The sequence below is a fragment of the Marinobacter nanhaiticus D15-8W genome (assembly GCF_036511935.1).
GTDB classification, from domain to species: domain Bacteria; phylum Pseudomonadota; class Gammaproteobacteria; order Pseudomonadales; family Oleiphilaceae; genus Marinobacter_A; species Marinobacter_A nanhaiticus.
Genome location: NZ_AP028878.1, coordinates 3,322,734 through 3,337,230, shown reverse-complemented (window position 1 = coordinate 3,337,230; position 14,497 = coordinate 3,322,734). Strand labels below are relative to the sequence as shown.

Annotated in this window: 16 protein-coding genes; all 16 read left to right on the top strand. The window is 59.2% G+C overall.

Features of this window, described 5'->3' with window-relative positions; genetic code table 11:
* Positions 1-8 precede the first annotated feature (8 nt).
* The 16 genes from fliF to fliR all read left to right on the top strand — a co-directional run bounded on the left by fliF (position 9) and on the right by fliR (position 14,475).
* Positions 9-1,718, top strand: a complete 1,710-nt coding sequence (gene fliF / locus RE428_RS14810; protein WP_004582799.1) for a flagellar basal-body MS-ring/collar protein FliF — start codon at positions 9-11, stop codon at positions 1,716-1,718.
* Complete coding sequence (fliG, locus tag RE428_RS14805) at positions 1,711-2,760, top strand: flagellar motor switch protein FliG (RefSeq protein ID WP_004582800.1); 1,050 nt, start codon at positions 1,711-1,713, stop codon at positions 2,758-2,760. The genes fliF and fliG overlap by 8 nt, the downstream gene beginning before the upstream one ends.
* Positions 2,760-3,716 carry a flagellar assembly protein FliH gene (locus RE428_RS14800; RefSeq protein WP_004582801.1) on the top strand — a complete coding sequence of 319 codons (957 nt, stop codon included), beginning with the start codon at positions 2,760-2,762 and terminating at the stop codon, positions 3,714-3,716. Before fliG ends, RE428_RS14800 begins: the two co-directional genes overlap by 1 nt.
* On the top strand, positions 3,652-5,058 hold the full coding sequence (gene fliI, locus RE428_RS14795) for a flagellar protein export ATPase FliI (protein ID WP_205624678.1): 1,407 nt from the start codon (positions 3,652-3,654) through the stop codon (positions 5,056-5,058). Before RE428_RS14800 ends, fliI begins: the two co-directional genes overlap by 65 nt.
* A complete protein-coding gene (gene fliJ / locus RE428_RS14790; RefSeq protein WP_004582803.1) occupies positions 5,055-5,504 on the top strand; it encodes a flagellar export protein FliJ in 450 nt (149 codons plus the stop codon). Before fliI ends, fliJ begins: the two co-directional genes overlap by 4 nt.
* 212 nt (positions 5,505-5,716) lie before the next feature.
* Entirely contained in the window at positions 5,717-6,022 is a 306-nt protein-coding gene (locus RE428_RS14785; protein ID WP_004582804.1) for an STAS domain-containing protein, read from the top strand.
* A gap of 121 nt (positions 6,023-6,143) precedes the next feature.
* Positions 6,144-7,886 carry a SpoIIE family protein phosphatase gene (locus RE428_RS14780; protein WP_004582805.1) on the top strand — a complete coding sequence of 581 codons (1,743 nt, stop codon included), beginning with the start codon at positions 6,144-6,146 and terminating at the stop codon, positions 7,884-7,886.
* 95 nt (positions 7,887-7,981) lie between these two features.
* Positions 7,982-8,329 (top strand): Hpt domain-containing protein, encoded by a 348-nt coding sequence (locus RE428_RS14775; protein WP_004582806.1) that lies wholly within the window; start codon positions 7,982-7,984, stop codon positions 8,327-8,329.
* 127 nt (positions 8,330-8,456) lie between these two features.
* Positions 8,457-9,695 (top strand): flagellar hook-length control protein FliK, encoded by a 1,239-nt coding sequence (locus RE428_RS14770; protein ID WP_081614656.1) that lies wholly within the window; start codon positions 8,457-8,459, stop codon positions 9,693-9,695.
* Positions 9,696-9,905: 210 nt separating this feature from the next.
* A complete protein-coding gene (locus RE428_RS14765; RefSeq protein WP_004582808.1) occupies positions 9,906-10,406 on the top strand; it encodes a flagellar basal body-associated FliL family protein in 501 nt (166 codons plus the stop codon).
* A 135-nt stretch (positions 10,407-10,541) separates the two neighbouring features.
* Positions 10,542-11,540, top strand: coding sequence for a flagellar motor switch protein FliM (gene fliM, locus RE428_RS14760; protein ID WP_004582809.1), 999 nt, complete (start codon positions 10,542-10,544; stop codon positions 11,538-11,540).
* Positions 11,533-12,033: a flagellar motor switch protein FliN gene (gene fliN, locus RE428_RS14755; protein ID WP_004582810.1), complete on the top strand. Its 501-nt coding sequence runs from the start codon at positions 11,533-11,535 to the stop codon at positions 12,031-12,033. Before fliM ends, fliN begins: the two co-directional genes overlap by 8 nt.
* 147 nt (positions 12,034-12,180) lie before the next feature.
* Positions 12,181-12,645 carry a flagellar biosynthetic protein FliO gene (gene fliO, locus RE428_RS14750; protein ID WP_004582811.1) on the top strand — a complete coding sequence of 155 codons (465 nt, stop codon included), beginning with the start codon at positions 12,181-12,183 and terminating at the stop codon, positions 12,643-12,645.
* A complete protein-coding gene (gene fliP / locus RE428_RS14745) occupies positions 12,642-13,403 on the top strand; it encodes a flagellar type III secretion system pore protein FliP (RefSeq protein ID WP_004582812.1) in 762 nt (253 codons plus the stop codon). The genes fliO and fliP overlap by 4 nt, the downstream gene beginning before the upstream one ends.
* Before the next feature lie 17 nt (positions 13,404-13,420).
* The gene (gene fliQ, locus RE428_RS14740) at positions 13,421-13,690 is read left to right on the top strand and encodes a flagellar biosynthesis protein FliQ (RefSeq protein WP_004582813.1); all 270 of its coding nucleotides are present in this window, start codon (positions 13,421-13,423) and stop codon (positions 13,688-13,690) included.
* Between the two features lie 2 nt (positions 13,691-13,692).
* A complete protein-coding gene (gene fliR / locus RE428_RS14735; protein ID WP_004582814.1) occupies positions 13,693-14,475 on the top strand; it encodes a flagellar biosynthetic protein FliR in 783 nt (260 codons plus the stop codon).
* Positions 14,476-14,497 lie beyond the last annotated feature (22 nt).

The following is a 14,497-nucleotide window of genomic DNA, read 5'->3' as shown; positions in this document are numbered from 1 at the left end:
GCAGAACCATGGCAAGCGTACCCGCTGAAGCAACGAATACGAACGCCCCGGCGACAACCGAGGCCGGCGGCGAGAGCCGCAGCGACCTGCTGTTCGGCTTTAACCGGCTGACCCTGCTGCGCCAGATTGGTTTGATGGTGGGCCTTGCGGCCAGCGTCGCCCTTGGTGTGGCCGTCGTACTCTGGGCCCAGGAGCCGAACTACCAGCCGGTGGTTGGCGACCTGTCTGCGTACAATCCCCAGGAAGTCACCACGATTCTTGAGCAGGCAGGCATCGAATACCGTATGGAACCCCGCTCCGGCGCGCTCCTGGTAGCGGCGGACGATGTCTACAATGCGCGTCTCAAGCTGGCTGCAGCCGGAGTCACCGATGAGAAAACGGTGGGCTACGAACTGCTGGACCAGGAGCGTGGCCTGGGAACTTCACAGTTCATGGAAACACTGAGCTACCGTCGTGGCCTTGAAGGCGAACTGGCGCGCACGATCTCCAGCATGAAGAGTGTCCGCGGTGCTCGCGTTCACCTGGCGATTCCAGAGCGTTCGGTATTCGTACGCGACGCGCGTCATCCCTCGGCCTCGGTTTTCCTGGATGTCTTTGCCGGGCGCCGTCTTGGACCAGAGCAGATTTCCGCCATCGTGAATCTGGTGGCTGGTAGTGTGCCGGAGATGCGCAAGGATGACGTCACTGTCGTCGACCAGGCGGGCAACCTGCTGTCGGACCAAGAGGCCAACCAGGAACGCCAGCAGATGCAGGACCAGTACGAATATGGTGCCCGCATCGAGCAGAAGCTGACCAAGCGGGTGGCGAGTATCGTGTCGCCGATTGTTGGCGACGACCGTTTCCGTGCCGAGGTTTCTGCAGATCTCGATTTCTCCGCGGTGGAGCAGGCGGAAGAGTTGTTCAACCCGGAACAGCGGGCCATCCGTTCCGAGCGTGAACTGAGCGAACAGCGTGTTTCCGGTGCCAACGGCGGTATTCCTGGCGCATTGAGCAACCAGCCCCCTGGCGAAGCCACTGCGCCTGAAGTTGCAGCCAACCAGGAAGGCGAGGGGGGCGAAGCTGCGGCGCCGCCGCCGGTCAACGTACGTAGCGAATCGACCCGCAATTATGAAATGGATCGCACGGTGAGCTACATTCGACAGGAGCAGGGGACGATCGAGCGCCTGACTGTCGCAGTCGCTGTGGACGACCGTCGTACTGTCGATCCGCAAACCGGTGAGGTGAGCTATCAGCCCTGGTCCGAGCAGGAGCTGCAGCGGCTGACCGTATTGATTCGCGATGCCGTTGGCTATTCAGCAGCCCGTGGTGACAGTGTTACGGTTATGAATACGGCCTTTGCGCCTGAGCAGCAGGTCCAGTTCGAGGAGCCGGGTTTCTGGGAACAGCCCTGGTTCTGGGACCTGATGAAGCAGGTGCTGGCGGGTCTGGTGATCCTGATCCTGGTGCTTGGCCTGCTTCGCCCAACACTGAAGAGCCTGTCGGGCGCAGGGCGTCAGGAACGTGAAAGCGAAATGGGTGGCGCCGGCGAATACGACAGCCTGGAGAATCTTGGCGGCGACGATGCCCTGCGCTCAGCAATGGAGCGTAGCGAAGACCTTCTTTTGCCGGGTGCCGGAGATGGCTATGATAGCCAGCTGAACGCGCTGAAAGGCGTTATCGCAGAAGACCCGGCGCGGGTAGCCCAGGTCATGCGCCAGTGGGTGAATGTGGATGACTGACGAGAACGCACAACAGAACCAGGGTGCTAATGCGCCGCAGAAGGTACGGCGCAAGATCCCGCGGGTCGAGCAGGCCGCTATACTGCTGATGACGCTGGGAGAAGCGGACGCCGCCCAGATCCTCAAACACATGGGGCCGAAAGAGGTTCAGCGTGTGGGGGTCGCGATGGCCCAGATGAAGGACGTAAGCCGCGATGACGTCAAATTCGTGCTGGACGAATTCGTGGATGCCGTTGGTGGCCAGACCGGTCTGGGTGTGGGCAACGACGATTATATCCGGGCGATGCTTACCCAGGCGCTCGGCGAGGACAAGGCGTCCAGCCTCATCGACCGTATCCTGATCGGCGGCAACACCACCGGTCTGGATACGCTCAAATGGATGGAGCCCCGTGCCGTAGGCGATATCATTCGCTACGAACACCCCCAGATCCAGGCCATCGTCGTATCTTACCTCGACCCTGATCAGGCGGCAGAAATCCTGGCGACCCTGGACGACAAGGTGCGTCTTGACGTGATGATGCGTGTTGCATCTTTGGAGAGCATCCAGCCCCAGGCGCTGCAGGAATTGAACGACATTCTCGAGAAGCAGTTTTCTGGCGGTTCCGCAACCCAGACCAGCCGTATCGGCGGCGTCAAACGGGCGGCGGACATCATGAACTTTATGGATCGGGGTGTTGAAGGCAGTCTGATGGATTCCATCAAGGATATGGACCCCGACCTGGCATCGACCATCGAAGATCTCATGTTCGTGTTCGACAACCTCAAGGATATCGACGACCGTGGCATTCAGGCGTTGCTGCGTGAAGTCTCCTCCGAAGTGCTGGTGGTCGCGCTCAAGGGTGCCGACGACGAGGTCAAGGACAAGATCTTCAAGAACATGTCCAAGCGTGCAGCCGAATTGCTGGCGGACGATCTTGAGGCCAAGGGCCCGGTCCGTGTCAGCGAGGTGGAATCTGCGCAGAAAGACATTATCACCATTGCCCGTCGAATGGCTGAGGCCGGCGAAATCACGCTCGGCGGTTCCGGCGAAGAAATGATGTAATGAAGAACAAGGGCTATCGCGACCGTATCCCCTCCGAGGAATTGACAGCCTATGAGCGCTGGGAGTTGCCATTGCTGGACGAGCACGGCAATACCGTCGCCCATTCCCGTGAGGAAGAACGCGAAGTCAAACCCCTTACGGCGGCGGACATCGAGGCCATTCGCCAGGAGGCCTGGGAAGACGGCCAGCGTGAGGGTCGTGAAGCCGGACACCAGGAAGGCTTCAACAGTGGCCGTGAGGCGGGACATCAGGAAGGCGTGCAGCAAGGGCTGGACGAGGGCCGCGAACAGGGTCGTCAGGAAGCGTTGGAGCAGACCCGGGAAGACGTTTCCCAAAGGCTTGAGCGGCTTGAGAAGCTGATGGCCGAACTGGTCGATCCCATCCGCCGACACGACGACGAACTGGAAACTGCGCTATTCAACCTCGCCACCGTCCTTGCCCGGGCCGTGGTTTACCGGGAACTGCAACTGGATTCCTCACAGATCCGCAGTGTGGTCCGTGAAGCCGTGGCCAGTCTGCCGTCCACCCAGGACAATATTCGTATCCGGGTCAATCCTGCCGACGTGGATTGGGTGAGGGAAGCGGCCGGCCGGTTCGATGCGGAAGCCAGCGTGATCGATGATGAGACTATCCTTGCAGGCGGCTGCAAGGTGGAAACCCGCCACAGCCTGGTGGATTTCACTGTCGAAAAACGCTTCCAGAAAGCCGTGCAGCGTATGCTCGACCAGCAACTGAACAGCGACGAGCCCGGCGATAGCGTCGAACTGGACGCCATGATGGGCGACCTGACCGATTTCCACCGCGACGTCCTGGAAACCGGCGAAGATGCGTCTACGCTGAGCGAATCTTCCTCGCTAGACGACGAACAACAATCATCGATCCCACCGTCGAATGCGGACACGGGTAGCGATAACCCGGAGGAGCACCGTGACGAGCAGTCTCGCGGAACGGATTAACCGCCTACAGGATTACCTTCCCTCCAAACTGGAACCGGAACTCTCCGGTCGTCTTACTCGCATGGTGGGTCTGACGCTCGAGTGCGTAGGTTGCCCTATGGTGGTAGGCGACCGGTGTGTGATCCACGGTCAGGGGGTGGGCAGTGTCGAGGCCGAAGTCGTCGGTTTCGAGGATGACCGGGTCTACCTGATGCCGCTTACCGCCATCGAAGGCCTTCGTCCCGGCGCTCGGGTAGTGCCGTTGTCTTCTGCCAGTCGCGTGCCTGTGGGGCCGGAGTTGCTCGGCCGGGTTGTCAATGGGTCCGGCGTGCCGCTCGACGGCGGTGGGCCGTTGCGGGCAGAGGTGCAGGTAGGGTTGTCCGGTGCCATCATCAATCCGCTGCACCGTGCGCCCGTACGCCAGTCGCTGGATGTGGGGATCCGCGCCATCAACTCCCTCCTTACGGTCGGCCAGGGGCAGCGCCTGGGCCTGTTTGCCGGGAGCGGTGTGGGCAAGAGTATGCTGCTGGGGATGATGACCCGTTTCACCGATGCCGACATCACGGTCGTCGGCCTCATCGGCGAGCGTGGGCGTGAGGTCAAGGAGTTCATTGAGGACATCCTGGGTGAGGAAGGTCTGGCACGCTCCGTTGTGGTGGCATCTCCCGCCGACGACTCGCCGCTGATGCGACTGCGCGCTGCCATGTTGACCACGCGCATCGCCGAATATTTTCGGGACCAGGGTAAGCGCGTGCTTTTGCTCATGGATTCCCTGACCCGTTATGCCCAGGCCCAGCGGGAAATCGCCCTGGCTGTGGGCGAACCGCCGGCCACCAAAGGTTATCCGCCGTCCGTCTTTGCCAAACTGCCCCAGTTGGTGGAGCGCACCGGCAACGGCAAGCCGGGTGGCGGTTCGATCACCGCATTCTATACCGTCCTGACTGAAGGCGATGATCAACAGGATCCCATCGCCGATGCCGCCCGCGCCATTCTCGACGGTCATATCGTGCTGTCACGTAGTCTCGCGGAGGAGGGGCACTATCCGGCCATCGATGTCGAAGCTTCGGTCAGCCGGGTTATGCCGCAGGTCACCAGTCAGGAGCATTTCCGTAAGGCCCAGGAATTCAAGCAGATCTTTGCCCGCTACCAGCAGGCGCGGGATCTCATCAGCGTAGGTGCTTACGTCAAGGGCTCGGATCCGTTGACGGACTACGCAATCGAACGCATCGACAGTATGCGCGGGTTCCTGCAGCAGGGCTTGAAGGAAAGCGCGCCCTATCAGGATAGCGTCGAGCGATTGAAAGGGGTTCTGCCGGACCGCAAGTCCAGGCCCGACACCGGTGAGCAGAAGGGTGGTGCATGAAGCCGCGGTCCGAACGCCTGAAAGTCGTCCTCGACCTGGAGCAGCGTAAGGAAGATGAGGCGCTGGATGTTATGAACAAGGCCCGTCAGCAGCTGCAACACCACCAACAGCAGTTGGATTCCTTGCGTCAATATCAGGCCGATTACCGCAATCAGATGCGGCAGGGGCAGCAAGGGGTGGTGTCGGTGAGTCGACTGCAGGGCTGGCAGGCGTTCATTGCCCAGCTCGACCAGGCTATCCTGGCGGAGGAGAAGCAGGCGCAGCGCGCCGCTGTCAGCTTCGAGAAGGCTCGGGAGGCCTGGCGTGCGGCCTATGAACGCAAGCAGGGTATGGTCCGACATATCGAGGCCTGCCGCGCTCAGGAGCAACGTGATCAGGACAAGCGTGAGCAAAAGGCCCTGGACGAAGCGGCCAACAGGATACATGCCCGGCGGCGCTTGAATTAATAGCGCTTTGGGCAGTTTGCGAATGCATTTCCCGCAGTTTTAGCTATCCTCAAACCGGGGATAAACAAAAATAACCTTTCCAGGGAGTGGTTGGAAATTTTCTGGCTTACCTGGACGGATCATCCGCCCGACAATTCGGCAAGAACGAACGGATAATCCCAGTTACTCTTTTTTCCAAAACCACAGGCTGAGGCATCGATGGAGGACACCGCATGGCAATCCACACGCGGCGAAGTGAGGACGGACGCACGCTGATTATCAGTATCGAGGGACGATTCGACTTCAGCTCTCACCAGAGTTTCCGCGACGCGTACGAACATGGCGACCAGGAGGTGAGCGACTATGTCATCGATATGTCGGACACCACCTATCTGGACAGTTCAGCCCTGGGCATGCTGCTGTTACTGAGGGACTATGCTGGCGGAGATGCAGGTCGGGTCCGGATTGAGAACTGTAATAATGATGTCCGGCGCATTCTCAGTATTTCAAATTTCGAGCAACTTTTCTCTATCAAGTAGAATTATCTTTCAACCAGAGCTTTTGGGCCAATAGAGCTTTCCAGCCAGCAGTCGCCACGATGAAGAGCGCCAAAGTGGCGACGATAGCGGCATAACACAAGCAGAACGGAGAAGCTTTGTCTTGGACGACGCGGATACGGATGCGCAGCCTCTTCGCATCCTGATTGCCGACGACAGCGAAAGCGATCGCCTGATCCTGAAAACGATGGTCCGCCGTCAGGGCCATGACGTGATGACGGCGGCCGACGGGGTTGAGGCCGTCGAGAGCTTTCGAAGCTTCAAGCCCCAAATTGTCCTGCTGGACGTGATGATGCCTGGCATGGACGGTATGGAGGCTGCGCGCCATATCAAGGCATTGGCTGGTGAAGAGCTGGTGCCGATCATTTTCCTGACCTCTCTCTCCGATGCCGATGCCCTGGCCCGCTGTCTCGAAGCCGGTGGCGATGACTTCCTCTCGAAGCCATACAATCGCGTCATTATCGAAGCCAAGATCAATGCCTTCAATCGTATGCGGTTGATGCACGGCACGCTGAGCCGACAGCGCGACCTAATCCGGGACCGCAACGAACAGCTGGTGAAAGAGCAGACCATTGCCCGCCGGGTTTTTGACAATATCGCCCATACTGGCTGCCTCGATGCGCCCAACATCCGCTATCACGCCTCGCCCCTGTCGGTATTCAACGGTGATGTGCTTTTCGCCTGCCCCCGCCCATCCGGTGGCATGAACATCCTGATCGGCGATTTTACCGGCCACGGTTTGCCCGCCGCTATCGGTGCCATGCCGGTCGCGGAAATCTTCTACGGCATGACCAGCAAGGGTTTCCTGATTGGCGACATCCTTCGGGAGATCAATCAGAAGCTTTGGCGCATCCTACCCACCGATATGTTCTGCTGCGCCGCTTTCCTTGAGCTTGATTTTCACCTGGGCAACCTGACCTTCTGGAACGGCGGCCTGCCGGGCGGTTTCCTGATGCGCCATAACCATGGCCCGCTTCGCATGCCGTCGCGGCACCTGCCGCTGGGCGTCGTGTCCGGCGATCGTTTTTCCGCCGAGGTGGACACGGCAAAGATAGAAGAGGGGGACACGGTGCTGTTCGTCACCGACGGTGTTCCGGAAGCGACCAACGCCATGGGAGAAATGTTCGGCGAGGCGCGGTTGGCTGACGTGCTCGAAACCAGGGCTGAAGACGAGACGCCGCTCGAAGCCGTGCTGGCAGCTATCCGGACATTTACCGGCTCGGAGGAAATCCGGGATGACCTGACCCTGGTCTCGGTGGATGTGGTCGCCTCGAATGTACTGGAAGAATTGCCGCTACGAGTGACCCAGTCGGCGCTCAGTGGTCCGTCCCGCTGGACTTGTGAATATGAGGTATCGGGAGAAACCCTCTCGCATTTCAATCCCCTGCCATTACTGCTGCATATCTGCATGGAAGTCCCTGGCCTGCGCCGTCGCAGTGGCGAGATCTACACTATCCTCTCAGAACTCTATACCAATGCCCTGGAGCACGGGGTGCTTGAGTTGCCCTCGAGTTGGAAGAGCTCTCCGGAAGGCTTCGGCCGCTACTACGCCGAGCGGGAACGGCGATTGCGTAGCGCCGACAGGGAAGATGCGGTACGTTTTCGCCTGGAACACGAGACCGGTGACAAGGGCGGCGTACTCAAAGTGTACTGCAGCGATAGCGGAAGTGGCTTTGACTATACTGACGGAGGATTGTCCTCCTTGAGACAGGACGGTTACGCTGGTCGTGGCCTGGCGTTGCTCCATCAGCTCTGCGAGTCGCTGACTCACCAGGGAAGAGGGAACGAGGTTGAAGTGGTTTACCGTTGGACGATCGATTCCAGGGAACCGCCAAGCCTGGCCTGACGTGAAGTCTATTGAGGTGAGCCTGTAGCAGACATGTGCCGCCTGAGCTGAATGCATATTACGACCCGCGCTAGGCAATCTGTAAGGAGACGATCATGAACGACAAACCACATCTTGATGACGAAGCCCTGGCGGAGCTCCGGGAAGTCATGGAGGATGAGTTTGATGTATTGATCCGGACTTACCTGAGTGACTCCAGCCAGCGGGTCGATACGCTACGTGCCTCGTTGCAGGAGCGGGACGCGGAAAGCTTCACCAAATCTGCCCATAGCTTCAAGGGTAGCTGCATCAACATCGGGGCCCCGCGCCTCGGGGCTTTGTGCGGGGATGCCGAGCTGGCTGGGAAGGAAGAAAGGCTCGATGAGGCCGTGCATATTCTGGACGATATCCAGAGCGAATTCTCCATGGTTCGACAACTGCTCGAGAGAACACTGGTTCGATAGGTTCGCCGCTACGAAGGTCGCAGCTCTTCACCGCGATGCTTCCGCACCCGCTATCCCGCAATTTGGCACCTATATTGCTGTAACCCCGTTAACTGTTTGATCTAAGCCCAAGCGGCAAGGGGTTGCCATGTCTGGAATGGTGCTGACGCCCGTGTCACCCACACCTGAAAAATCGATTGAGCGTCAAGGCTCTACGTCGGAAAGTGAGCGTTCGGCGGAGCGGTTTGACGAGGTATCCGCCCGTGAAAAGGCGCGATTGGAGCGGAAAGAGGCGCGGCAGGATCGCGCCGATCAACGCGCCGAAGACAACCGCGTAGCCAGCCGGCAGGCCGAGCAGGACCGGCTGGAAGAAAGCCGAGCCAAGCAGTCGGAACATGCGGATAAGGCTGAAGAGAGGCCAGAGACTGCAAAGGCAGAGGATAATACGTCTGGCGGCCAGGGCTCCAACCGAGGAAGCGCTGACGACAATGCCTCTGACAACAAGAGTGGTGCAGCAGGAGAGCAGGCCGCCGAGCAGGACAGCGTGACCGGTGATGAAGTACTGCCGATGCTGTTCTCGGTACCTGGCCAGCAGGAAACGGGAGCTCAGGCCGTGAACGGTCTGACTGTCGGCGCCAACGCAAAGGGTACCGGGCTACCGCCCACATCGGGTACGGTGTTGGACAAGTTGATGATGCAGCCTCAGCAACAGGGTGCAGGTGCCGGTAGCGGAGACTCGCTGCTGGGCATGAAGGGCGAACAATTAGGATTGCTGGCGGGGAAGACCGCTTTAGGCGCGGACGGCAAGGCCGTGGATTTTTCGGGCCAGTTGGCCCGTTTCCAGGGTAGTGGCGAGACATCGTCCCAGCAGAACCCTGCAACGGCCTTGCAGCGCGGTTTGGAAGGGCGCGAGTCCATGGCTACGCTGAAGAGCTACTCCACCAGCGTGGAGTTGCCGGTCCAGCACGCGCAGTGGGGCGAAAAGGTCGCCGGTAAGCTCGCCTGGCTGACCAGTCAGCGCATGTCTGCGGCGGAAATCCATATCACGCCGCCGGATCTCGGTCCGCTCGAGGTGCGCGTTCAGGTTCAGCACGACCAGGCGCATGTGACGGTCCACGCTACCCATTCAGCCGTACGTGATCAGCTTGAACTCAACGGCCACCGCCTGCGGGATATGCTTCAGGAGAATGGTCTCAACCTGGAGAAATTCGAGGTTTCCGCCGAATCCTCGGATCAGGGGGCGCAGCAGGATTTGGCTGAAGAAGGAGGCTCCGGCGGTCGTGGTTATGGTCGAGGTGCCGACGCTGAACTTGAGGTCGTGGACGAACCTTTGGCGGGGGGAAGCCTGGACTTGAGCTGGCGTGGCGAGGTGGATCTCTACGCCTGATCAGGCACTGTGAATCGCTGACCCGGCAGACCGTGGTTTATGTCTTTCGGTACAGACGCTAAACTTCTGTTTTATCAACGTGTCTGGAACGATGGGTAGACTGCGGCTCCCGGTGGCCGGAGATACGGGCTGGTCTTTTCAGACTGGCCTGGTTCTTGCTCAAGATCCGGGCGTATTCGTGCGATGACAATAAACTGACTGTTGTGGACTATGGCAGAAAATTCGGAGCAGGCGCCTGCGGGCAAGAAGGGTAAACTCAAACTCATTATTGGCCTGGTCGTCATTATCGTGCTGGCCGTCGCGCTGTCGGTTGCAGGCACCCTCTGGTTCCTGAAATCCGATGACGGTGCAGCGCAAGAAGACGATTCCGAAGCTGCGGCTGAGGAAGCGTTCACGCCCAGTCTCTACTATTCCATCGACAAGCCGTTTATCGTCACCCTATCCACGGACGGGCGACAGCGCTACATGCAGATTTTCGTCGCCCTGCAGAGTCGCAATCAGGCGGCGCTCGACGCCGCGCAGACCCATATGCCCCTGATTCGCAGTCGTCTGCTGACATTGTTCGGCGCGCAGGATTTCCAGGCCATGCAGACCCCCGAGGGCAAGCAGAAGCTGCTCGATGAGGCGCTGGCCACCGTCAACACGGTATTGGAACAGGAAAGCGCCGAACCGATTGACAGTATCCTGTTCGAGAATTTCGTATTGCAGTAGATTTTGCGAGTGTCGTGAAGAGATTGTTTGAGACAATAACGTTTTGAAGAGAACTGCGGCAGGGCCGGGCACATAAACCGGCGATGCCATCCATCCGGTCGTCCACCGGGCAACCATCGAGGTCGGATTACAGGTATGCAGGACTTACTGTCACAAGACGAAATCGACGCGCTGTTGCACGGCGTCGACGACGGTGACATCGACACCTACGACGATGCAGACGAGGCGGGCGTCAAATCGTATGACCTGGCGAGCCAGGACCGCATCGTCCGCGGGCGGATGCCGACCCTCGAGATGATCAACGAGCGTTTCGCCCGCTACACCCGTATCAGTTTGTTCAACCTGCTGCGCCGCAACGCGGACGTCTCCACTGGCGGCGTACAGATCATGAAGTTTGGCGAGTACATCCACACCCTTTATGTGCCTACCAGTCTCAACCTGGTGAAGATGCGTCCCCTGCGGGGCACCGGCCTGTTTATCCTGGACGCCAAGCTGGTGTTCAAGCTGGTTGATAACTTCTTCGGTGGTGAAGGCCGCCACGCCAAGATAGAGGGGCGGGAGTTCACGCCCACCGAAACCCGCATCGTGCAGATGATGCTGAACCAGGTTTTTCAGGATATGCGGGAAGCCTGGAACGCGGTGCTCAAAGTGGAATTCGAGTACATAAACTCTGAAGTGAATCCGGCCATGGCGAATATCGTCAGCCCGAGTGAAGTGGTGGTGATCAGCACCTTCCATATCGAGCTGGACGGAGGCGGCGGCGAGCTGCATATGGCGTTGCCGTATTCCATGATAGAGCCCATACGCGACGTGCTCGACGCAGGTGTGCAGAGCGATATCGACGAAGTGGACGAGCGCTGGGTCAACGCCTTGCAGGAAGACATCAAGGCGGTCAATGTACCCGTCAACGCAACCGTGTGTCGACGCCGGATGTCCCTGCGAGAGGTGGCGAAGCTCAAGGCCGGTGACGTTATTCCGATCGAGCTGGAGGGCGACCTCACCATGACGGCTAACGGCATCCCCATCTACAAGGCCCAACTGGGTACCCGGGACGGCAACCTGGCGCTACGGGTCACCGAGCGTGCTACGCGTCCCAAAGTAAAGAAGCAATTCAAGGTGAACAGGCATGGCTGAAGACCAGAACAAATCAGGCGAAAACGAAATGAGCGAGGACGAGAAACTCGCTGCCGAGTGGGAAGCGGCCATGTCTGAAACCGGTGAGGCTGGAGAAGCCGATGGCGACGACCATGACGATGAGTGGGCTGCGGCTATGGAGGAAGCCGGCGAGGGTGCCGGCAAATCGGTGACGGCTGCGCCGATGGAAGAGTTCGATGAAGACACGCCGCAAACCGGTACCGGCCCGGCACCGGATCTGGATGTCATCCTGGACATTCCGGTTACGATCTCGATGGAAGTGGGCAACACCCAGATTCCCATCCGTAACCTTCTTCAGCTGAACCAGGGCTCGGTCATCGAGCTGGACCGTCTGGCGGGTGAGCCGCTTGACGTATTGGTCAACGGTACGCTTATCGCCCACGGTGAGGTGGTGATGGTCAACGAGAAATTTGGTATTCGCCTGACCGATGTGATCAGTCCGGGCGAACGTATCAAGCGTCTGTCAAAATAGTCTTTGCCGAGCCCGTCTGTCGAATGTACGGATTCTGTAAATAAGAATGTTCGGCAAATAACTGGATTCAACAAATAACTGGATTCAACAAATAACAATGCAAGACCGGAACGGTAACCTGCCGTTTCCCGGCCCGGAGGAATCATCGTGAGACCTGTCCTTGCTTTCGGGCTGCTCCTGGCGAGTATGCCACTGCTGGCGGAGGAGACCGCATCCGGCGGTTCGGTCAGCGGCCAGGGACCAGACAGTCTGGTGTCGCTGCTCAGCCTGGGTGCTGGTCTGGTTGCCGTTATTGCGCTGATCTTCGGTTGCGCCTGGCTGGTCAAGCGTATGAATGGACTCACGGGCATCAATAGCCAGGCGATGCGTATTGTCAGCGTACTGTCGGTCGGCGCCCGCGAGCGAATCGTGTTGGTCGACGTGGGCGGCACACAAATCCTGGTGGGTATTACGCCTTCTGCCATTCGCACGCTCCATGTATTCGACGAGCCGGTGGTTACCGAATCCGGCCGTATCGAAGGGGACTTCGCCAAGCGCCTCCAGGCGATGATCGGACGAAACTGGGGCGACCGCTCGGCGACCAACCGGGGCGATCGCGGAGGTGATGCGTGACCCAGCCGTTTCGCCTCTTGCCGTTGTTGTTGCGATTGGTCCCGCTGTTGTTGCTTACCCTTCCGGCCCAGGCCGATATCCCCGGCATTCCCGCCGTTACCGTAACGCCGGGAGACGCTGAGGAAACCCAGGAATATTCCGTCACCCTGCAGATCCTGGCGCTGATGACGGCGCTGACGTTCCTGCCGGCCATGCTGATGATGATGACCTCCTTTACCCGGATCATCATCGTCTTTGCCATCCTGCGCCAGGCGCTGGGTTTGCAGTCGACACCGTCGAACCAGATCCTGCTGGGTCTGACCCTGTTCCTGACTATTTTTATCATGCGTCCGGTTCTGGAAGAGGTAAACCAAGAGGCATTACAGCCCTACATCGCCGAAGAAATCGCGCCGTTGGAGGCTGTGGAGCGGGCCAGTCAGCCCTTCCGCGAATTCATGCTGGCGCAGACCCGGGAGTCCGACCTGGGACTGTTCATGCGCATTTCCGGGGAGCAGGCGGCGAGTCCTGAGGAGGTTTCCTTCTGGGTGCTGATGCCTGCCTTCGTTACCAGCGAGCTCAAGACCGCATTCCAGATCGGTTTCATCCTGTTTATTCCGTTCCTCATCATCGACATGGTGGTGGCAAGCGTGCTGATGGCCATGGGGATGATGATGCTGTCGCCGATCATCATCTCGCTGCCGTTCAAGATCATGTTGTTCGTACTGGTCGACGGCTGGGCCCTGATCATGGGTACCCTAGCGTCCAGTTACGGCATATAGCCGGGAGGAGAATCCTCATGACACCGGAAACGGTTATCGACATCATGCGCGAAGCGCTGTGGCTGATCGTCCTCCTGTCGGCGATCATCATCGGCCCGGGCTTGGCGATCGGTCTGGTGGTCAGTACCTTCCAGGCAGCGACACAGATCAACGAACAAACCCTGAGTTTCCTGCCGCGCCTGATCGTCACACTGCTCATGATCATCTTCGCCGGGCCCTGGATGCTCACCACGCTGATCGAGCATGCTGAGAACCTGATCATGCGCATTCCCTACCTGATCGGCTGACCATGGGCGCTGAAGCATCGGCGGACATGATCGGACAGTGGGTGGGACAGCACCTGTGGCCGCTGTTCCGCATTGCCAGTTTCATGATGGTGATTCCTTTCGTCGGCGCCGGGCTGGTCCCCGCCCGTATTCGCCTGGGGCTGGCGTTGCTGATGACCGTGCTGGTGGTGCCGATGATTGGTCCGGTCCCTACCGTCGATGCCCTTACCGGCGACGCTGTTGTCATTACGCTGCAGCAGATCATGATCGGTGTCGGGTTGGGCTTCGTGCTCACGGCGCTGTTCCAGCTTTTCGTCATTGCCGGTCAGATGATCGCCATGCAGATGGGCTTGGGGTTTGCCTCGATGGTGGATCCGGCTAATGGCGTCAACGTACCGACGCTGTCCCAGGTCTACACGATCACCGTGACCCTGCTTTTCCTGGCCATGAACGGTCACCTGGTGGCGTTTGAGGTCTTTATCGAGAGTTTCCGCACGATCCCGATTGGTACCACAGGATTGGGCCAGAATGCCTATTGGGACCTGGCGAACCACATCAGCTGGATGTTCGTTTCGGCGATGCTGCTGGCGCTGCCGGCGATAACTGCGGTACTGATTGTCTACATTGCTTTCGGGGTGATGACCCGGGCGGCCCCCCAACTGAATATCTTTGCACTGGGCTTTCCCATCGGCCTGCTTTTCGGCCTGTTTGCCATTTGGGTGCTGCATGCGGACTTCCTGCCGCATTTCGACCAATACTCCAGGGAAACCTTTGATTTCATGCGTTCCCTTCAGGGATTACCCTGAGGGCAGTGTCCTTCGAGTGAAG